We start from the raw sequence: 20,228 nt of genomic DNA, 5'->3' as shown, positions 1-20,228 counted from the left end.
TCTCAGGTCGTCGACCGGCGCCTGCGTGCGCCCGGGCGGCGTTCGCTCGGGCGGGTGACCGGGTCGCCCGCCTCCAGCGCGGCGGCGCGCCGCTTCATGCCGAAGTCGGCCAGGGCCTCCGCCAGCTTGTGGACGGACGGCTCGGGGGCCATGACGTCGACGCGCAGGCCGTGTTCCTCGGCGGTCTTGGCCGTGGCCGGTCCGATGCAGGCGATCACCGTCACGTTGTGCGGCTTGCCCGCGATGCCGACCAGGTTGCGGACCGTGGAGGAGGAGGTGAACAGGACCGCGTCGAAGCCGCCGCCCTTGATCGCCTCACGGGTCTCCGCCGGCGGCGGCGAGGCGCGCACGGTGCGGTAGGCCGTGACGTCGTCCACCTCCCAGCCCAGGTCGATCAGCCCGGCCACCAGGGTCTCGGTGGCGATGTCGGCGCGCGGCAGGAAGACGCGGTCGATCGGGTCGAACACCGGGTCGTAGGGAGGCCAGTCCTCCAGGAGGCCGGCCGCCGACTGCTCACCGCTCGGCACCAGGTCCGGCTTCACGCCGAAGGCGACCAGCGCCTTGGCGGTCTGCTCGCCCACCGCGGCCACCTTGATGCCCGCGAAGGCACGCGCGTCGAGGCCGTACTCCTCGAACTTCTCCCGGACCGCCTTGACCGCGTTGACCGACGTGAACGCGATCCACTCGTACCGGCCGGTGACCAGGCCCTTGACCGCCCGCTCCATCTGCTGCGGGGTGCGCGGCGGCTCCACCGCGATCGTCGGGACCTCGTGCGGCACCGCGCCGTAGGAGCGCAGCTGGTCGGAGAGCGAGGCCGCCTGCTCCTTGGTCCGCGGCACGAGCACCTTCCAGCCGAACAGCGGCTTGGACTCGAACCACGACAGCTGGTCGCGGCGGGCCGCGGCGGAACGCTCGCCGACCACGGCTATCACCGGCCGGCCGCCGTCCGGCGACGGCAGCACCTTGGCCTGCTTCAGCGTCTGCGCGATCGTGCCGAGCGTCGCCGTCCAGGTGCGCTGGCGGGTCGTCGTACCGGCGATCGTCACCGACAGCGGGGTGTCCGGCTTGCGGCCCGCCGAGACCAGCTCGGCCGCCGCGCCGGCCACGGAGTCCAGCGTCGTGGAGACGACCACCGTGCTGTCGGAGGTGCCGACCTCGGACCAGCAGCGGTCGGAGGCGGTCCGGGCGTCCACGAAGCGGACGTCCGCGCCGTCGGCGTCCCGCAGCGGCACACCGGCGTACGCGGGCACGCCGACCGCCGCCGCGACCCCGGGGACGACCTCGAAGGGCACCCCGGCCGCGGCGCACGCGAGCATCTCCTCCGCCGCGCACGTGTCCAGTCCCGGATCCCCGGACACCGCACGGACGACCCGCCTGCCGCCCCGCGCGGCCTCCATGACAAGATGAGCGGCATCCGGGGCACCGCCCGGGACAGCGGCGGGTGTTGACGTGCCGTCAACTACCGTCAGCTGGGGCGTGCCCGTGCCCGGCGGCGAGACCGAAGAGGCATCGGCGTCCGTCTGCACGACGGAGACGCCCTGTCGGGCGTGCGTCCGGATGACGTCGAGCACCTCGTGCTCGGCGACCAGGACGTCCGCGTTCGACAGCGCCTCCACGGCGCGCAGAGTCAGCAGTCCCGGATCCCCGGGTCCGGCACCTAGGAAGGTGACGTGCCCGTGTTCCGGACCGGCGGCAGGAAGGGCGGTGGGGCTCAATGTGCTCGCTCCCCCATCAGACCGGCCGCGCCCTGGGCGAGCATCTCGGTGGCGAGTTCGCGACCGAGTGCCCACGCCTGGTCGTGCGTCTGGGGCACGGGACCGGTGGTGGACAGCTGCACCATGCGGGTGCCGTCGGTCGTGCCGACGACGCCGCGCAGGCGCATTTCCTTGACAATCTGCCCGTCGGCCAGAAGGTCGGCCAGCGCTCCCACGGGTGCGCTGCAACCGGCCTCCAGGGCGGCGAGCAGTGACCGCTCGGCGGTGACGGCGGCCCGCGTGAACGGGTCGTCCAGCTCACCGAGCGCGGCGATCAGTTCCGCGTTGTCCGCGGCACACTCGATCGCCAGGGCCCCCTGGCCGGGGGCGGGCAGAACCGTGTCGACCGACAGGAAGTCGGTCACCTCGCCGACGCGGCCGATCCGGTTGAGGCCGGCGGCGGCCAGTACGACCGCGTCCAGCTCGCCGTCGCGGACGTACCCGATGCGGGTGTCGACGTTGCCGCGTATCGGGACCGTCTCTATGTCCAGTCCGTGCGCGCGGGCGTACGCGTTCAGCTGCGCCATGCGGCGCGGCGCGCCGGTGCCGATGCGCGCGCCGCGCGGCAGGTCGGTGAACTTCAGCGCGTCGCGCGCCACGATGACGTCCCGCGGGTCCTCGCGCTCCGGTACGGCCGCCAGGACCAGTTCCTCGGGCTGCGCGGTCGGGAGGTCCTTGAGCGAATGAACCGCGAAGTCGACCTCGCCCTTGAGCAGCGCGTCCCGCAGCGCGGTGACGAACACACCGGTGCCGCCGATCTGCGCCAGCGCCTCCCGGGACACATCGCCGTACGTGGTGATCTCGACCAGCTCGACGGGCCGGCCGGTCACCTCGCGGACGGTCTCGGCCACCTGACCGGACTGGGCCATGGCGAGCTTGCTCCGCCTGGTCCCCAGCCGCAGTGCCTTCTCACTCATGCTGGCCCTCGGTTCTTGTTCCGCGTGCTGTCCCCGGCTCCGGACACGACGGCAGCCGTCTCGGGGTCGAGGTCGAACAGGGTGCGCAGCGCGTCCGCGTACCCGGCGCCGCCGGGCTCGGCCGCGAGCTGCTTGACCCGTACGGTCGGCGCGTGCAGCAGCTTGTCGACGACCCGGTGCACGGTCTGCCGGATCTCGCCGCGCTGGCGCTCGTCCAGGTCGGGCAGACGGCCGTGGAGGCGGGCCAGCTCGCTGGCGACCACGTCGGCGGCCATGGTGCGCAGCGCGACCACGGTCGGGGTGATGTGCGCCGCGCGCAGGGCCGCGCCGAAGGCCGCGACCTCGTCGGCGACGATGCGCCGGACCTGGTCCACGTCGGCGGCCATCGGCGCGTCGGCGGAGGCCTCCGCGAGCGACTCGATGTCCACCAGGCGGACCCCGGCCAGCCGGTGCACGGCCGCGTCGATGTCGCGGGGCATGGCCAGGTCGAGCAGGAAGAAGAAGGGCGCGGGGCGCTCGGCCACCGGCTCCGGCTTGCGCCGCTCGGGGATCCGGCCGACGGTGGCGGCGGTCGCGGCGAGCGCGGTGATCAGCTCGGCGTCCGCCTCGGGGCTGCGCCGCTCGCGGCGGTCGACCGTGCTGCCGCCGGCGACCCAGGCCGCGTGCTGCTCCAGGGTGGCCGCGTCCATGCCGGCCACGGCGGCCTCGCCCATGACGGAGAAGCCGGGCTGTACGGCGGCCAGGTCCAGCGGGCAGTTGTCGTCGGCGCCGAGGCCGGTGGGGCGCTGCGGGGCCGCCGGTTTCACGGCCGTGAAGCCGGTCTCGGCGACGGGGTGCCCGGTGCGGCCCTCGACCGCGTGCGCGACCGCCTCCGCCGTGAGCACCAGGCCCGTCGCCCCGGTACAGGAGACGACGACGTCGGCACGGGTCAGCTCGTCGGCGACCGCGTCCATGGGCACCGCGCGGGCGGTGACCGTGTTGTCGTCGGCCTCCAGCAGGATCCGGGCGAGCCGCTCGGCGCGCTCGAAGGTGCGGTTGGCGACGACGACCTCGGCGACCCCGGCGCGCGCCAGCGTGGCGGCGGCCAGCGACGACATCGATCCGGCACCGATGACCAGGGCCTTCTTGCCACGGGCCCAGTCGGGCACGGCCGCGCCCACGGCCAGCTGCTCCAGGCCGAAGGTGACCAGGGACTGGCCGGCGCGGTCGATGCCGGTCTCGGAGTGGGCGCGCTTGCCGACCCGCAGGGCCTGCTGGAACAGCTCGTTCAGCAGCTTGCCGGCGGTCTGCAGCTCCTGGGCGCGGGCCAGGGAGTCCTTGATCTGACCGAGGATCTGGCCCTCGCCGACGACCATCGAGTCCAGTCCGCAGGCCACCGAGAACAGGTGGTGGACGGCCCGGTCCTCGTAGTGCACGTAGAGGTACGGCGTCAGTTCCTCGAGGCCGACCCCGCTGTGCTGGGCGAGCAGCGTGGACAGCTCGGCGACACCGGCGTGGAACTTGTCCACGTCGGCGTACAGCTCGATGCGGTTGCAGGTGGCGAGCACCGCGGCCTCGGTGGCGGGCTCGGCGGCGACCGTGTCCTGGAGCAGCTTGGTCTGGGCGTCCGCGCTCAGCGCGGCCCGCTCCAGCACGCTGACCGGGGCACTGCGGTGGCTGAGACCTACGACGAGGAGGCTCATGCCGGCATCACGGCGGGGACGTCCCCGTCGGGTCCCTGGTCGGCGGAGGCCGCGCGGGGGGTGGCGGCGGGCAGGGCGCCGTCGCCCGCGGGGGTCTCCTCGCCGGCCTTGCGCTGCTCGTGGAAGGCGAGGATCTGCAGCTCGATGGAGAGGTCGACCTTGCGCACGTCCACGCCGTCCGGGACGGACAGCACGGTCGGCGCGAAGTTCAGGATGGAGGTCACGCCGGCGGCCACGAGCCGGTCGCAGACCTGCTGGGCGGCGCCCGCCGGGGTGGCGATCACACCGATGGAGACCCCGTTGTCCTTGATGATCTTCTCGAGGTCGTCGGTGTGCCGCACCGGGATGCCCGCGACCGGCTTGCCGGCCATGGCCGGGTCGGCGTCGATCAGCGCGGCGACCCGGAAGCCACGGGAGGCGAAGCCGCCGTAGTTGGCCAGGGCGGCGCCGAGATTGCCGATGCCGACGATCACAACCGGCCAGTCCTGGGTCAGGCCGAGTTCGCGGGAGATCTGGTAGACGAGATACTCCACGTCGTAGCCGACGCCACGCGTTCCGTAGGAGCCCAGGTACGAGAAATCCTTGCGCAGCTTGGCGGAGTTGACCCCCGCCGCCGCGGCCAGCTCCTCGGAGGAGACCGTGGGTACCGAGCGCTCCGACAGTGCGGTCAGCGCTCGGAGGTACAGCGGAAGCCGGGCGACGGTGGCCTCGGGAATCCCTCGGCTACGGGTCGCCGGTCGGTGTGTTCGGCCAGTTGCCACGGTGCTCCTGCGGGTAGAGCGGGGCTGTAGGCGGTCACACGTCCCCAGACCGCCCCGTCGACAGCAGGCTATGTCTTTGTGAACGCGTGCACAAAGATGGTGTCCGATTTGCCCGGCAGAAGTGACCGGGGTCACGCCATTTTCACGCCCGGAGCGGGAACCAGCGCACACGCGCCGCCGTTCCTTCGTTACTGGGGGCAAAACCGCACACACTCCTCACGAATCCCGCCCCCGAGACCAAACCGCCGTCGATCCTAAGCGACTTTCCGGTCGCTTTGGACTAGTCGGTCAGTGCCCGGCGCAGCCGCTCCTCGTTCACGCGCCAGAAGGTGTGCTGCTCACCGTCGACCAGGACCACGGGGATCTGCTCCCAGTAGCGGTCGTGGAGTTCCCGGTCCTGGGTGATGTCCTCGGCCTCCCATGGCACTCCGAGGTCGCCGCACACCTTCTCGACCACCACCTGCGCGTCGTCGCACAGATGACAGCCGGGCTTGCGGATGAGGGTCACCAGCCGCGCTCGCGGCTCTGCCTTGCGTCGGAAGAGCGGACTCATACCGGCCATTCTCGCGCGCCCCGGCTCCCCCTTCGCCCGGCGTTCACACCACGCCAACCTCTCGACTCCGGAACCTTCGGACACAGTGGCTATGCTCGCGTCATGGCCGCTCTCGGATGGCTCACTCCCCGTAGGCGCTCCGCCACGGCGCGGAGCGTGTTGGCAGGCGAGGCTTCGGCGGAGGCCGCCCGCAAGTCCTCGCAGGAGACCGCCACGCCCGAGGAACCGGAATTCCCGGTGATCGGCGACGACAAGGCCGCCGCCTTCTTCGACCTGGACAACACGGTGATGCAGGGCGCCGCGCTCTTCCACTTCGGCCGCGGGCTGTACAAGCGGAAGTTCTTCGAGACCCGCGACCTGGCCCGGTTCGCCTGGCAGCAGGCGTGGTTCCGGCTGGCCGGCGTCGAGGACCCCGAGCACATGCAGGACGCCCGCGACTCGGCGCTGTCGATCGTCAAGGGCCACCGGGTCGCCGAGCTGGAGTCGATCGGCGAGGAGATCTACGACGAGTACATGGCCGACCGCATCTGGCCCGGCACCCGCGCCCTGGCCCAGGCCCACCTGGACGCGGGCCAGAAGGTGTGGCTGGTCACCGCCGCCCCGGTGGAGATCGCCCAGGTGATCGCGCGCCGCCTCGGCCTGACCGGCGCCCTCGGCACGGTGGCCGAGTCGGTCGACGGCGTCTACACCGGACGGCTGGTCGGCGAGCCCCTGCACGGGCCGGCCAAGGCGGAGGCGGTGCGCGCGCTGGCCGCCGCCGAGGGGCTGGACCTCTCCCGCTGCGCGGCCTACAGCGACAGCCACAACGACATCCCGATGCTCTCCCTGGTCGGCCACCCCTACGCCATCAACCCGGACGCGAAGCTGCGCCGGCACGCCCGCGAGCAGGACTGGCGGCTGCGGGACTACCGCACCGGGCGCAAGGCGGCGAAGGTCGGCATCCCGGCCGCCGCGGGCGTCGGCGCGGTCGCCGGCGGCACCGCGGCCGCGATCGCCCTGAGCCGGCGCCGCCGGTAGCCGCGGACCGGCCGCACAGTTCCCGGCCGCACAGCTCCCATCCGCACAGCTCCCGTCCGCGCGCACGATTGTGCCGCGCTCATTTCAACACGTCTCGTACTTCACCGAAACACGTCTCTTTTCGTTCAACAACCGATCAAATTCATGAACTTGATCGGGCATCAAACGGCAACAGAAGCGACGCAAACGACGATTTGAGCAACTCGGTGTAGCGGTGCCTGTACGAAGCGTTATTCTCCTCAGACGCAAACCGGAACCCCTCCGTCGCTACGACGGGTGAACGGTCCCGCACTGCACGTGATGGAAGCTCTGCCTCTGGGAGTCCCGTGTACCCACACGTCGGGGTTGACGCCTCGGGCCTGGCTACGCTGCGCGCAACGGTCGCGACGGTCAAGGAAACACTGCGCGGCTTCGTCCCCACCGCGTACGCCGTCCCCGCCTTCGCAGCCGCCGCGCCCGCTGGCCCGTGCTACGCACTGGCCGACGGCGGCGCCGCCGTCGGCAGACGGGGCCGCGCCACCGGCGCGGCCACCGCCCGCCGGCCGGCCGCCGACAGCGACAGCGCCCGCATGATGGACCTCGTCGAACGCGCCCAGTCCGGCGAGGCCGAGGCCTTCGGGCGCCTCTACGACCAGTACAGCGACACCGTCTACCGGTACATCTACTACCGCGTCGGCGGCCGGGCCACCGCCGAGGACCTCACCAGCGAGACCTTTCTGCGGGCACTGCGCAGGATCGGCACCTTCACCTGGCAGGGCCGCGACTTCGGCGCCTGGCTGGTCACCATCGCCCGGAACCTGGTCGCCGACCACTTCAAGTCCAGCCGCTTCCGCCTGGAGGTCACCACCGGCGAGATGCTCGACGCCAACGAGGTCGAGCGCTCCCCCGAGGACTCCGTCCTGGAATCCCTGTCCAACGCCGCCCTGCTGGACGCCGTACGGCGGCTCAACCCGCAGCAGCAGGAGTGCGTGACGCTCCGCTTCCTCCAGGGCCTCTCCGTCGCCGAGACCGCCCGTGTCATGGGCAAGAACGAGGGCGCCATCAAGACCCTCCAGTACCGCGCCGTGCGGACCCTCGCCCGGCTGCTGCCCGACGACGCCCGCTGAAGCGGGGCGACGGTCCGCTACACCCAACTCACCCTCCGTAAAGGCGTGTTGCCTTTCCGAACCGCCCGCCCGCCGTCCGTAACCCAAGTGCCGCGCCAGTCGTTGTGCGGGATACAGGCTCCCTGTGGTCACGTCCCGGCCCTCCCTGATCACCCGATCCGGGGCCCGGCCGTGGGCGTGCAACCCTCAGGACCCCCTGGGGAGTCGACCGTCATGACGAGAGGAGGTGCCGCCAGTGATCGCGAACGTATCGGCGCACCGGCGGGCGAACGCCTTCGCCCAGGCCCTGGAGGAGCAGTCCGACCGGGACACGGCGGCCGAGCAGTCCGAAGACCCGGCGGGTTCCCCGCCGACCGCCGAGGAACCGACCGGACAGGGCGAGCTGCTGGCCCTGGCGGCGGGTCTCGGCGCACTGCCCAGGCCGCAGCTCGACCCGGAGGTCAAGGCCGTCCAGCGGGCCCAGCTGGTGGCCGCGATGGAGGCCATGCTCCAGGAGGGGACCGGGGCGGCGGACACGTCGGTACCGGAACAGCGTTCCCACCGGGCGAGGGGCGAGCACCGGGCGAGCCCGCTCGGCAAGTTCCGCCCGCGCACCAGGCTGACCAAGGGCCTCGCGGCCGGCGGGCTCAGCGTCGGCGTGGCCGCCGGGGCCTTCGGCGGGGTCGCCGCCGCCAGCTCCGACGCCCTGCCCGGCGACTCGCTGTACGGGCTGAAGCGCGGCATCGAGGATTTCAAGCTCAACTACCTGACCGACGGCGACGACCAGCGCGGCCAGACCTACCTCGACCAGGCATCCACCCGGCTCGGCGAGGTCCGCCGGCTGCTGGAGCGCGGCCGGGGCGGCCACCTGGACCACGAGTCCATCGGCGAGATCCGCCGCACCCTGTCCGGAATGCGGCACGACGTCACCGAGGGCCACCGGCTGCTGCACGCGGCCTACCAGGCCGACCCTGACTCCCTGGGCCCCATCCAGGCGCTGGACGCCTTCTCCCGGTCCCACCGCCAGGCGTGGAGCACGCTCAGCGACAAGCTCCCCGTCCAGCTCGGCGACGTCAAACAGGAGGTGTCCTCGGTCTTCGACGCCATAGACGAAGAGGTCGCCCCGCTCCAGTCGCTGCTCCCGCAGCAGCCGGCCCGGCCCGGCGAGGGCAGGCACCGGGGCGGCTCCGGACCGGCGTCCCCCGGCTCCTCCGGCACCGACCGGTCGGCCCCGCCCGGCTCCACCGGCCACCACACCCCGTCCCCCGGCCGGCACTCCGGCACCGACACGCCGAGCGACCCGGCCACCGGCAGCGGCGGCGAGGGCCTCCTCGGCGGCGACACCGGCGGCCTGCTCGACCCGCCGAAGAGCGGCACCACCGGCAGCTCCCCGTCCGCCGGCAAGTCGCCGTCGGCCCAGCCGGACGTCACCATCCCGCCGCTCATCCCGGACCTGCTCCCCGACCTCGGCATCGACGGCCAGGACGCGGACTAGCCCGGTACGGCCACGGCCGTGGGGGCGCCTCTTTCCGAGCAGGGGCGCCCCCACGGCCATACACCCCCCGGCGCAGCGCGCGGGAGAACGCTCAGAAGAACACCGACCGCCGCTGCACCAGCAGCTTGTACAGCGTGTGCTGGATCTGCTCGCGCACCTGGTCGGTCAGGTTGAACATCAGCATCGGGTCCTCGGCGGCCTCCGGCGGATAGCCGTCCGTCGGGATCGGCTCGCCGAACTGGATCGTCCACTTCGTCGGCAGCGGGATCGCCCCCAGCGGCCCCAGCCAGGGAAACGTCGGCGTCAGCGGGAAGTACGGGATGCCCAGCACCCGGGCCACCGTCTTGGCATTGCCGATCATCGGGTAGATCTCCTCCGCCCCGACGATCGAGCACGGGATGATCGGCACCCCTTGGCGCAGCGCCGTGGAGACGAAGCCGCCCCGGCCGAACCGCTGGAGCTTGTAGCGCTCGCCGAAAGGCTTCCCGATGCCCTTGAAGCCCTCCGGCATCACCCCGACCAGCTCGCCCTGGCCCAGCAGCCGCTCCGCGTCCTCCGCGCAGGCGAGGGTGTGGCCCAGCTTGCGGGCCAGCTCGTTGACCACCGGCAGCACGAAGACCAGGTCGGCCGCCAGCAGCCGCAGGTGCCGGCCGGCGGGATGGTGGTCGTGCACCGCGACCTGCATCATCAGGCCGTCCAGCGGCAGTGTCCCGGAGTGGTTGGCGACGATCAGCGCCCCGCCCTCGGCCGGGATGTTCTCGATGCCCTTCACCTCGACCCGGAAGTACTTCTCGTACACCGGCCGCAGCAGCGACATCAGGACCTGGTCGGTCAGCTCCTCGTCGTAGCCGAAGTCGTCGACCTCGTAGTCCCCGGTGAGCCGGCGCCGCAGGAAGGCCAGCCCGGCCGCCACCCGCCGCTCCAGGCCGCCGCCCCGCCCGTCGTCCTGCCCGTCGGTCCTCGGCGGCTCCACCGGCTCGTCCTCCCCTGCCCACTCGCGGCCCGGCAGCGGCTGGACCGCGCCCATCTCGCCCGGTTCCCCGAGCGCGCCACGCCGGCCGCCCCCGCCGCGGCGGCGCGCCTGGCGCTGTGCGGCGCTCCCCCGGGACCGGTCGTCGTCGAACGGAATGACCTTGGCGTCCGCCATAGTTGCCGCTCCTCAGTTGGCGCTGTGCGTCTGGGGGTGGCCGACCGCCCTCGCGGACAGCGCGGCGACCCGGTCGACGGCCCCGGCGAGGGCCTGAGGCGGCAGCAGCCCCGGGCCCAGCGCGTGCGCGAAGTCCGCGAACGTCTCGGCCGTCGTGTAGCGGGGGGTGAAGCCCAGCGTCTCGCGCATCTGGCCGGTGTCCACCACCCGCCCGTGGGTGAGCAGCCGGATCTGCTCCGGTGAGAAGTCCGTCATACCGAGCGTACGCACCAGGGACCCGGCCCAGGTGACCGCGGGCAGCAGCAGCGGCACGGTGGGCCGGCCCAGCCGCCGGGAGCACTGCGACAGCAACAGCACGCCGTCCCCGGCGATGTTGAAGGTGCCGCTGTTGAGGGTGGACCGGCGCGGCTCGTGCGAGGCGATCCGCAGCACCTCGACGACGTCGTCCTCGTGCACGAACTGCAGCCGCGGGTCGTAGCCGAACACGGTCGGCAGGACGGGCAGCGAGAAGTAGGAGGCGAGCGGGGTGTCCACGGTGGGGCCGAGGATGTTGGCGAACCGCAGCACGCACACGGCGACGTCCGGCCGCCGCCGCGCGAACCCGCGCACATACCCCTCCACCTCGACGGTGTCCTTGGCGAAACCGCCGCTCGGAAGCGACTTGGGCGGGGTCGTCTCGGTGAACACGGCCGGGTCGCGCGGCGCCGAGCCGTAGACGTTCGTGCTGGACTTCACCACCAGCCGGCGCACGGCCGGTGCCTTCTGGCAGGCGCCGAGCAGCTGCATGGTGCCGATGACATTGGTCTCCTTGACCGTGGCCCGGCTGCCGCCGCCCAGCGCGGTGCCGGTCACGTCCAGGTGGACCACCGTGTCGGCGCCGGTCTCGGCGAGCACGCGGGCGATGGTCGGCTGCCGGATGTCGGTCTGGACGAAGTCGGCGCCGCCCAGATGGTGCTCGGGCGGCACGGCGTCCACGGCGATCACCCGGTCCACCTCCGGGTCCCGCTGGATCCGCCGCACGAACCGGCCGCCCAGCTGCCGGGCCACCCCGGTGACGAGCACGACCCTTCCCACGATCGCCGCCTCCCTCCCGCGTATCCGGTGTCCCGCCTTCCCCTGCACGGCCAACCTAGCCGGTCGGCGGTGCGGTGGCAGGACCCCAGGTGCGCGGGGGGACGGAATTTCCCCGTCCGGCACATGCCCGGAACATGCCTGTGGCCCCCCACCACTGCTGGTGGGGGGCCACAGACGTCACGCTCTCGCGGCGTCGCTCACGGACACCCGCTTGCGCGGGGAACCGCTTACTTCTTGTTGCGACGCTGAACGCGCGTGCGCTTGAGCAGCTTGCGGTGCTTCTTCTTGGCCATCCGCTTGCGCCGCTTCTTGATAACAGAGCCCACGACTACCCTCGCTCACTTCTCATCACTCGGTTGTTTGGGCGCCATGGGCCCACACGACCTACGAGGGGCTAGCCTACCCAACCGAGCGCCGAGGTCGTAATCGAGGGGGTCTCCCCCGGTCACCCGGGGGTCGCCGTCAGGCCGTCTCCACCCCCACATAGCTGTCGCGGAGGTACTCGTGTACCGCTTGCTCCGGGACGCGGAAGGACCGCCCCACCCGGATCGCGGGCAGATGACCGCTGTGCACCAGGCGGTACACGGTCATCTTGGACACTCGCATCACCGAGGCGACTTCCGCCACGGTAAGGAACTGAACCTCGTTCAGAGGCCTCTCGCCAGCTGCAGCCATGACACACCTGAACCTTCCGCACTCGACGGCCACCGGCTTCCCCTTCCGGTGACTCTTCGTCGTTGCGTGCTCACTCCCCAGACTAGGGGCGGGTGATGCGAGTGGGGAAGAGGTGCACCCATCAGCGGCTACTGTGACAGACAGGCCCGATTGAGCACGTAGCGGGCCAGCGGCCGGTAGTGACCAGACCGGACTGCGTCATCAACCGGAACGACGACGGCCACCCTCCCCTCGGCCTCGCCGACGAACGGCGCCGGGTCGTCGGTGTCGGCCAGCCCGATGGCCTCGAACCCCAGCTGACCTGCGCCGCAGACCCATCCGTGATCTCCGATCACCAGCTCGGGGAGCGGCCCGCCGGCCTGTGCGGCGGCCTCCAGCGCGACCCGAACCGGCAGCGGTGAGTGGCTGTGGGCACCCGGCTCACAACCGGGGCGCCCGCTCGCCGGTTCCCGCATCAGGGCAACCCCTCGTACGTAGTCGAGGCGATGCGGACGTAGACCGAACCGGGTCAATATGTCGACACAACGACCCTGCGCCGGAGTGAGGACCTCACATCCCGCCGTTGACAGCGCGTCCGCCAGACCGGCGTAGAAACCGAGCAGCCGCCGCGGGTGCCCGGTGCCCAGCAGCACGGGCGCGCCGCGCCGGGCCGCCTGACGGATCCGCCCGGCGAAGGCGTCCAGCGCGGCGAGCGTCCGCTCCGGATCGATCACGTCCGGCCCACTCGTGTGGCACGGGTCGGCCGAGACCCCGCACGTGCGCGCCATCAGCGCGAGCAGGTCGGGGAACTCCCAGGCGCCCTCGGGATCGATCCCGATCAGCACGCGCGGATCCCGGGCCGCGAACAGCCGGTAACTGCGCAGGCTTTCCTCCCGCGAGGTCGCCACCACCCCGGCCAGCCCGGCGGCCACCAGGTGGGCGCGGAGCCGGGCGGGGGAGGACACGGATGCGATGGTGGCCCATCGGGGCCGACGGCGGGGCGGAAACAGCGGGATTCGCGCGGATGGCCTAACGGCCCGTCCGCGGGCGAGGGCGGAGGCCGTCTTACGGGCTGCCTGTGCGCGCCGACGGTCTTACGGCAGCCTGCGTGGCCGCGGGCAGTCTCACGCCGCCGGGGCTTGGCCGCCGGGCGGCGGACGACGAGCGCCCAGCGGCGGAGGACGGGCGGCGAGCGGGGACGGCAGACAGCGAGCGGGGACAGTGAGCAGCGGACGGCGAGCGGCAGACGGCAGACGGCAGACGGCAGACGGCAGACAACGAGCGACAGGCGGCGAGCGACGACCGGCGGGCGGCGGGTGGCACCGTCGGCCGGCCGGGCCGGGGCAGGCGGTGCTACGGCAGCAGGCCCCGCAGTGGGAACGCCGCCCGGCGGGTGGCCAGTACGGCCTGGTCGAGCCGGTCGGCGGGGTCGTATCCCGCCTCCCAGTCGCCGTACTCCACCGGCCACCGTCCGTCCGTCATCCGCCGCGGCCCGAGCTGCCGGGTCCGGGCGAACACGTCCTGCCGCCAGCCCTCGGGGATCTCCGTCTCCGGCGCGACCGGCCGGCCCGCCACGATCCCGACCAGGTGCGTCCACGAGCGCGGTACGACGTCGACGACCGCGTATCCGCCCCCGCCGAGCGCGACCCACTTGCCGTCCGCGTGCGCGTGCGCCAGCTCGTGGCACGCCAGCTGCACCGCCCGCTGCGCGTCCAGCGAGACCGCCAGGTGCGCGAGCGGGTCCTCGAAGTGGGTGTCGGCGCCGTGCTGGGAGACCAGGACCTGCGGCCGGAAGCCGGCGAGCAGTTCCGGCACCACGGCGTGGAACGCCCGCAGCCACCCCGCGTCGCCCGTGCCGGCGGGCAGCGCCACGTTCACCGCGGCGCCCTCCCCCGCGCCCGCGCCCGTCTCCTGCGGCCACCCGGTCCCCGGGAACAGCGTGCCGGGGTGCTCGTGCAGCGAGATCGTCAGCACCCGCGGGTCCTCCCAGAACGCGGCCTGCACCCCGTCCCCGTGGTGCACGTCGACGTCCACGTAGGCGACCCGCTCGGCGCCCAGCTCCAGCAGCCGCGCGATCGCGAGCGCCGCGTCGTTGTACACGCAGAACCCCGACGCGCCGCCCGGCATCGCGTGGTGCAGCCCGCCCGCGAAGTTCACCGCGTGCTCGGCGTCCCCCCGCCACACCGCCTCGGCGGCCCCCACGGACTGGCCCGCGATCAGCGCGGACACCTCGTGCATCCCGGCGAACGCCGGATCGTCGAGCGTGCCGAGCCCGTACGACCCGTCGGCCCCCGCCGGGTCCGCCGACGCGGTCTTCACCGCGTCGATGTAGTCCTCCCGGTGGACCAGCTTCAGCGTCGACTCGCCGGCCGGTTTGGCCGCGACGACCGCCAGTTCCCGGTCGAGCCCGAAGGCGCCGACCAGCCGGCGGGTCAGCTCCAGCCGGACCGGATCCATCGGATGGCTCGGACCGAAGTCATAGCCCGTTACTGCCTCGTCCCACATCAGCTGTGCGCGGCCGCTCATGCCCGCCACCGTATCGGTCCGGTTGAGCCGCGAACGACCTGGCGTACCCCAGGGTCACCAGCACCAACACCATCGGTACGAGCATCGCGCCCCGGTAGCTCCAGGCGTCCCCCAGGGCGCCCACCAACGGCGAACCGATCAGGAAACCCACGTAGTTGAAGATGTTCAGCCGCGCGATCGCCGCGTCCGAGGCCCCCGGACCGTGCTGCTCGAAAGCGCGCCGCCCGGCCGCCGCGAAGGTCTGCGGCACGAGCACGCACAGCCCCAGGCCCAGCAGCGTGAACCCGAGCATCCCCACCCACGGGCCGGACGCCAGCGCCACCACCGCGAACCCGCCGGCCGCGACCAGCGACCCGAGCCGGACGACCGCCACCGCCCCGAACCGCCGCACCCCGAGGTCCCCGACGGCCCGCCCGGCCAGCGTGGTCACCATGTACACGTTGTACGGCACGGTCGCGAGCTGCTCCGAGCCGCCCAGCACGTCCTTCAGGTACTTCGCGCTCCAGTTGGAGACGGTGGAGTCCCCGATGTAGGCGAAGGTCATCACCAGACACAGCGGCAACAGCAACTTGAAGCCGACCCCACCGCCGGCTCCCCGGGCCTCACCCTCCGGCGCCGGCTCCCCGTCGACGTACCACCGGCTCCCCAGCAGCACCGCCGGCAGCAGCACGGCCACCACCGGCAGGTACGACACCCACAGCGCGAGCTGCCAGTGCGCCCCGACCCAGGCCAGCGAGGCCCCCACGATCCCGCCCAGGCTGTACACGGCGTGGAAACCCAGCATGATGCTGCGCCCGTACGACCGCTGGAGGCTGACCCCGAGCATGTTCATGGACGCGTCCAGCGCGCCCACCGCCAGGCCGAAGACGCCCAGTGCCACCGCCAGCACGGCCACCTGCCCGGATCCGCCCGCACCGGCCCCGAGCAGGGCCAGCAGCACCACCGGCTGGGACCAGCGCAGCACCCGGCTCGGCCGGACCCGCTTCACCAGCCGCTCGGTGGCCACGCTGCCGGCCCCGGCGAGGACCGGTACGGCGGCCAGGAAGACGGGGAGCAGCGCGTCGGAGACGCCGTACCGGTCCTGGACGGCCGGGATGCGCGTGACCAGCAGGGCGAAGGCGGCGCCCTGCGCGAAGAAGGCGAACGCCAGCGAGGCCCGGCCGCGCCGCAGCACATCGGTCATGGCGGCGAGGGTAGGGCCCCTGGGTATCCGTGGGTAGATCCAGCCAAAGGTGAATTTCCCTCAGCTCCACCGGTTCCGCGGTGGAGTCAGGCTGCGGCGGCCACCGCCGGACGCTCGACCCGGCCGGCCTCCACCTCGGCCGTGAGCATGTCCTCCATCGGTCCGGCGGCCAGGCCGCCGCTGAGCAGGAAGCCGATCGCCATGGCCGCGACCAGGAGGACCGGGCCCAGCCACACCATGGTGTCCACCGGCACGGTGTAGGCGCCCACTGCTCGCACCACGCACTCGATCAGCAGGACCAGCCCCCACACCACGGAGAACACCCGCTCCTTGCGCCGGAAGGCGGCGGACCCGGCCGCGGCCCCGGACACCAGTCGCCGGAAGGCGGCTTCCCTGGCCGGGTCGCCCTTCACGAGGAAGGGCTTCATGGCCTCGGTCATCATCGGCTTCCCCAGCCCGACGGAGACCAGGATGCCGATGGCCACCGTGCTGCTGACCCCGCTGTCCTTGGCGAGCATCAGCCGCGGGTCGCCGGAGACGAAACTCAGCAACAGCGAGACGACGTTGACGGCGAGGATCAGGACGGCCAGCGCATTGGTACGGCGTTCGTTCACCAGGGCCCACACGGTCCGCACGGCCGGTACCACGCTGCTCCAGGCGAGCGCCGCGAAGGTGCTCATCCCGAAGGCTTCCTTGAAGAGGTAGTACGAGCCGAGCGGCACCGCCACGTCGATGAGCAGTGGCTTGAAGTGGTCCAACGCGCTCGGCGTGCCGTCCTGGTTCCCCGTGGTCTTCGTCATGCCCTCAGCATCGCCTTCGGGCGGGGTCCGGCAGTAGAAACGATCGTCCGCGGCTCCGCATGACAAATGTCAGCCCGGGCCCCGGTCCCGGGTCACACCAGCAGGCCGGCCAACTCGCTCATGTCCGCGAAGAGTCGACCGGCGCCCTCGAGCCGCTCCGGCGGTGTCATCGCGGTGAACCCGTACACGTCCATCCCGGCCGCCACGGCCGCCTGGACGCCCAGCGGGGAGTCCTCCACGACCACGCACCGCCCGGGGGCCACTCCCATCCGCTCGGCCGCGTACAGGAACAGGTCCGGCGCCGGCTTGCCCCGCCCGACGTCCTCGGAGCTGAAGATCCGCTCGTCGGTGAACCACCGGTCGAGCCCGGTCGTGCGGTGCCCCACCCGTATCCGCTCGTGGCTCCCGGAGGAGGCCACGCAGTACGGCACCCCGTCCGCGGCCAGCTTCTCCAGTACGTCCGTCACCCCGGGCACGGCCCGCAACTCCCGCTCGAACGCGGCGAACACCCGCGCGTGGAAGACCTCGTCGAAGTCCTCCGGCAGCCGCCGGCCCGTGCGCTCCAGCACCAGGTCGTGGACACGGTGCATCGCCGAGCCCATGTAGTCGCGGACGGAGTCCTCGTACGACGTCGGGTGCCCGAGCTCGGTGAGATAGCTGGCCAGGAGCCGGTTGGACATGGGCTCGCTGTCCACGAGGACACCGTCGTTGTCGAAGATGACGAGGTCATAGCGCATGCCGTCGACCCTAATGGACCCGTCGTGAACAGGCCCATAACGCAGAAAACCCCCGCACCGTGAGGTGCGGGGGTTTTCCCAAAAATTGTTCGGCGGCGTCCTACTCTCCCACAGGGTCCCCCCTGCAGTACCATCGGCGCTGTGAGGCTTAGCTTCCGGGTTCGGAATGTAACCGGGCGTTTCCCTCACGCTATGACCACCGAAACACTATGAAACAATCAACCAGACCGCTTAAAAAGCGGGGCTGTTCGTGGTTTCAGAACCAACACAGTGGACGCGAGCAACTGAGGACAAGCCCTCGGCCTATTAGTACCGGTCACCTCCACACGTTACCGTGCTTCCAGATCCGGCCTATCAACCCAGTCGTCTACTGGGAGCCTTACCCCATCAAGTGGGTGGGAGTCCTCATCTCGAAGCAGGCTTCCCGCTTAGATGCTTTCAGCGGTTATCCCTCCCGAACGTAGCCAACCAGCCATGCCCTTGGCAGAACAACTGGCACACCAGAGGTTCGTCCGTCCCGGTCCTCTCGTACTAGGGACAGCCCTTCTCAAGACTCCTACGCGCACAGCGGATAGGGACCGAACTGTCTCACGACGTTCTAAACCCAGCTCGCGTACCGCTTTAATGGGCGAACAGCCCAACCCTTGGGACCGACTCCAGCCCCAGGATGCGACGAGCCGACATCGAGGTGCCAAACCATCCCGTCGATATGGACTCTTGGGGAAGATCAGCCTGTTATCCCCGGGGTACCTTTTATCCGTTGAGCGACGGCGCTTCCACAAGCCACCGCCGGATCACTAGTCCCGACTTTCGTCCCTGCTCGACCCGTCGGTCTCACAGTCAAGCTCCCTTGTGCACTTACACTCAACACCTGATTGCCAACCAGGCTGAGGGAACCTTTGGGCGCCTCCGTTACCCTTTAGGAGGCAACCGCCCCAGTTAAACTACCCATCAGACACTGTCCCTGATCCGGATCACGGACCCAGGTTAGACATCCAGCACGACCAGACTGGTATTTCAACGACGACTCCACCCACACTGGCGTGCGAGCTTCACAGTCTCCCAGCTATCCTACACAAGCCGAACCGAACACCAATATCAAACTGTAGTAAAGGTCCCGGGGTCTTTCCGTCCTGCTGCGCGAAACGAGCATCTTTACTCGTAGTGCAATTTCACCGGGCCTATGGTTGAGACAGTCGAGAAGTCGTTACGCCATTCGTGCAGGTCGGAACTTACCCGACAAGGAATTTCGCTACCTTAGGATGGTTATAGTTACCACCGCCGTTTACTGGCGCTTAAGTTCTCAGCTTCGCCCACCCGAAAGTGAGCTAACCGGTCCCCTTAACGTTCCAGCACCGGGCAGGCGTCAGTCCGTATACATCGCCTTACGGCTTCGCACGGACCTGTGTTTTTAGTAAACAGTCGCTTCTCGCTGGTCTCTGCGGCCACCCCCAGCTCAGAGCGTAAAGCTCATCACCAGGTGTGGCCCCCCTTCTCCCGAAGTTACGGGGGCATTTTGCCGAGTTCCTTAACCATAGTTCACCCGAACGCCTCGGTATTCTCTACCTGACCACCTGAGTCGGTTTAGGGTACGGGCCGCCATGAAACTCGCTAGAGGCTTTTCTCGACAGCATAGGATCATCCACTTCACCACAATCGGCTCGGCATCAGGTCTCAGACTATGTGCAAGGCGGATTTGCCTACCTTGCGTCCTACACCCTTACCCCGGGACAACCACCGCCCGGGATGGACTACCTTCCTGCGTCACCCCATCACTCACCTACTAACCGCTTGGTCCGGCGGCTCCACCACTTTCCATTCCCCGAAGGGTCCGGAACGGCTTCACGGCCTTAGCATCACGATGCTCGATGTTTGACGCTTCACAGCGGGTACCGGAATATCAACCGGTTATCCATCGACTACGCCTGTCGGCCTCGCCTTAGGTCCCGACTTACCCTGGGCAGATCAGCTTGACCCAGGAACCCTTAGTCAATCGGCGCAAACGTTTCTCACGTTTGTATCGCTACTCATGCCTGCATTCTCACTCGTCAACCGTCCACGACTACCTTCCAGTGCCGCTTCACCCGGCAGACGACGCTCCCCTACCCATCACAGCCTCCGTTGGGAGTACATGCTGCAATGACACGACTTCGGCGGTACGCTTGAGCCCCGCTACATTGTCGGCGCGGAATCACTAGACCAGTGAGCTATTACGCACTCTTTCAAGGGTGGCTGCTTCTAAGCCAACCTCCTGGTTGTCTCTGCGACTCCACATCCTTTCCCACTTAGCGTACGCTTAGGGGCCTTAGTCGATGCTCTGGGCTGTTTCCCTCTCGACCATGGAGCTTATCCCCCACAGTCTCACTGCCGCGCTCTCACTTACCGGCATTCGGAGTTTGGCTAAGGTCAGTAACCCGGTAGGGCCCATCGCCTATCCAGTGCTCTACCTCCGGCAAGAAACACACGACGCTGCACCTAAATGCATTTCGGGGAGAACCAGCTATCACGGAGTTTGATTGGCCTTTCACCCCTAACCACAGGTCATCCCCCAGGTTTTCAACCCTGGTGGGTTCGGTCCTCCACGAAGTCTTACCTCCGCTTCAACCTGCCCATGGCTAGATCACTCCGCTTCGGGTCTTGAGCGTGCTACTAAAATCGCCCTATTCGGACTCGCTTTCGCTACGGCTTCCCCACCCGGGTTAACCTCGCAACACACCGCAAACTCGCAGGCTCATTCTTCAAAAGGCACGCAGTCACGAGAACAAGGCAAGCCTCGTTCCGACGCTCCCACGGCTTGTAGGCACACGGTTTCAGGTACTATTTCACTCCGCTCCCGCGGTACT

General features: G+C 70.2%; 17 protein-coding genes and 2 rRNA genes (1 of these 19 only partly in view). 3 read left to right on the top strand and 16 right to left on the bottom strand.

Annotated features, from left to right (window positions below; translation table 11 throughout):
- Nucleotides 1-2 precede the first annotated feature (2 nt).
- The 5 genes from HB370_RS23085 to HB370_RS23065 all read right to left on the bottom strand — a co-directional run bounded on the left by HB370_RS23085 (nt 3) and on the right by HB370_RS23065 (nt 5,676).
- Nucleotides 3-1,715, bottom strand: coding sequence for a bifunctional uroporphyrinogen-III C-methyltransferase/uroporphyrinogen-III synthase (locus HB370_RS23085; protein WP_030794565.1), 1,713 nt, complete (start codon nt 1,713-1,715; stop codon nt 3-5).
- Nucleotides 1,712-2,671, bottom strand: a complete 960-nt coding sequence (hemC, locus tag HB370_RS23080; protein ID WP_030794562.1) for a hydroxymethylbilane synthase — start codon at nt 2,669-2,671, stop codon at nt 1,712-1,714. Before hemC ends, HB370_RS23085 begins: the two co-directional genes overlap by 4 nt.
- Entirely contained in the window at nt 2,668-4,353 is a 1,686-nt protein-coding gene (locus HB370_RS23075) for a glutamyl-tRNA reductase (RefSeq protein ID WP_030794559.1), read from the bottom strand. Before HB370_RS23075 ends, hemC begins: the two co-directional genes overlap by 4 nt.
- Entirely contained in the window at nt 4,350-5,114 is a 765-nt protein-coding gene (locus HB370_RS23070; protein ID WP_030794556.1) for a redox-sensing transcriptional repressor Rex, read from the bottom strand. The genes HB370_RS23075 and HB370_RS23070 overlap by 4 nt, the downstream gene beginning before the upstream one ends.
- Before the next feature lie 280 nt (nt 5,115-5,394).
- Nucleotides 5,395-5,676 carry a glutaredoxin family protein gene (locus tag HB370_RS23065; protein ID WP_106980825.1) on the bottom strand — a complete coding sequence of 94 codons (282 nt, stop codon included), beginning with the start codon at nt 5,674-5,676 and terminating at the stop codon, nt 5,395-5,397.
- 93 nt (nt 5,677-5,769) lie between these two features.
- Here HB370_RS23065 and HB370_RS23060 point away from each other — a divergent pair, with 93 nt between their 5' ends.
- From HB370_RS23060 to HB370_RS23050, 3 genes are all read left to right on the top strand, one after another.
- Entirely contained in the window at nt 5,770-6,684 is a 915-nt protein-coding gene (locus HB370_RS23060) for an HAD-IB family hydrolase (protein ID WP_078637853.1), read from the top strand.
- Nucleotides 6,685-7,010: 326 nt separating this feature from the next.
- Nucleotides 7,011-7,790, top strand: coding sequence for an ECF subfamily RNA polymerase sigma factor, BldN family (locus HB370_RS23055; RefSeq protein WP_030794547.1), 780 nt, complete (start codon nt 7,011-7,013; stop codon nt 7,788-7,790).
- Between the two features lie 235 nt (nt 7,791-8,025).
- The gene (locus HB370_RS23050; protein ID WP_030794544.1) at nt 8,026-9,264 is read left to right on the top strand and encodes a DUF5667 domain-containing protein; all 1,239 of its coding nucleotides are present in this window, start codon (nt 8,026-8,028) and stop codon (nt 9,262-9,264) included.
- Nucleotides 9,265-9,355: 91 nt separating this feature from the next.
- On the opposite strand, the gene HB370_RS23045 is transcribed toward HB370_RS23050, so the two are convergent.
- The 11 genes from HB370_RS23045 to HB370_RS22995 form a co-directional block, all read right to left on the bottom strand.
- Entirely contained in the window at nt 9,356-10,411 is a 1,056-nt protein-coding gene (locus tag HB370_RS23045) for a lysophospholipid acyltransferase family protein (RefSeq protein ID WP_030794542.1), read from the bottom strand.
- A gap of 12 nt (nt 10,412-10,423) precedes the next feature.
- A complete protein-coding gene (locus HB370_RS23040) occupies nt 10,424-11,485 on the bottom strand; it encodes an NAD-dependent epimerase/dehydratase family protein (protein WP_030794540.1) in 1,062 nt (353 codons plus the stop codon).
- 227 nt (nt 11,486-11,712) lie between these two features.
- The gene (locus HB370_RS23035; RefSeq protein WP_003948845.1) at nt 11,713-11,811 is read right to left on the bottom strand and encodes an AURKAIP1/COX24 domain-containing protein; all 99 of its coding nucleotides are present in this window, start codon (nt 11,809-11,811) and stop codon (nt 11,713-11,715) included.
- Between the two features lie 136 nt (nt 11,812-11,947).
- Nucleotides 11,948-12,160, bottom strand: a complete 213-nt coding sequence (locus HB370_RS23030) for a helix-turn-helix domain-containing protein (RefSeq protein ID WP_121791081.1) — start codon at nt 12,158-12,160, stop codon at nt 11,948-11,950.
- Between the two features lie 128 nt (nt 12,161-12,288).
- On the bottom strand, nt 12,289-13,104 hold the full coding sequence (locus HB370_RS23025) for a phosphatase (protein ID WP_030794535.1): 816 nt from the start codon (nt 13,102-13,104) through the stop codon (nt 12,289-12,291).
- A 388-nt stretch (nt 13,105-13,492) separates the two neighbouring features.
- The gene (locus tag HB370_RS23020; RefSeq protein WP_030794531.1) at nt 13,493-14,665 is read right to left on the bottom strand and encodes an acetoin utilization protein AcuC; all 1,173 of its coding nucleotides are present in this window, start codon (nt 14,663-14,665) and stop codon (nt 13,493-13,495) included.
- The gene (locus HB370_RS23015; protein WP_030794528.1) at nt 14,616-15,848 is read right to left on the bottom strand and encodes an MFS transporter; all 1,233 of its coding nucleotides are present in this window, start codon (nt 15,846-15,848) and stop codon (nt 14,616-14,618) included. The genes HB370_RS23020 and HB370_RS23015 overlap by 50 nt, the downstream gene beginning before the upstream one ends.
- Before the next feature lie 86 nt (nt 15,849-15,934).
- Nucleotides 15,935-16,648, bottom strand: coding sequence for a VC0807 family protein (locus tag HB370_RS23010; RefSeq protein ID WP_030794526.1), 714 nt, complete (start codon nt 16,646-16,648; stop codon nt 15,935-15,937).
- A gap of 92 nt (nt 16,649-16,740) precedes the next feature.
- Nucleotides 16,741-17,385 (bottom strand): HAD family hydrolase, encoded by a 645-nt coding sequence (locus tag HB370_RS23005; RefSeq protein WP_030794523.1) that lies wholly within the window; start codon nt 17,383-17,385, stop codon nt 16,741-16,743.
- Between the two features lie 87 nt (nt 17,386-17,472).
- A 5S ribosomal RNA gene (gene rrf, locus HB370_RS23000) occupies nt 17,473-17,589 on the bottom strand.
- Between the two features lie 82 nt (nt 17,590-17,671).
- Nucleotides 17,672-20,228, bottom strand: a 23S ribosomal RNA gene (locus tag HB370_RS22995) (it continues 566 nt past the right edge of the window).

The organism is Streptomyces sp. DSM 40868 (assembly GCF_011820545.1).
GTDB lineage: Bacteria > Actinomycetota > Actinomycetes > Streptomycetales > Streptomycetaceae > Streptomyces > Streptomyces eurythermus.
Note: the sequence above shows the minus strand (reverse complement) of the source record. Positions and strands in the feature narration are given on the sequence as shown.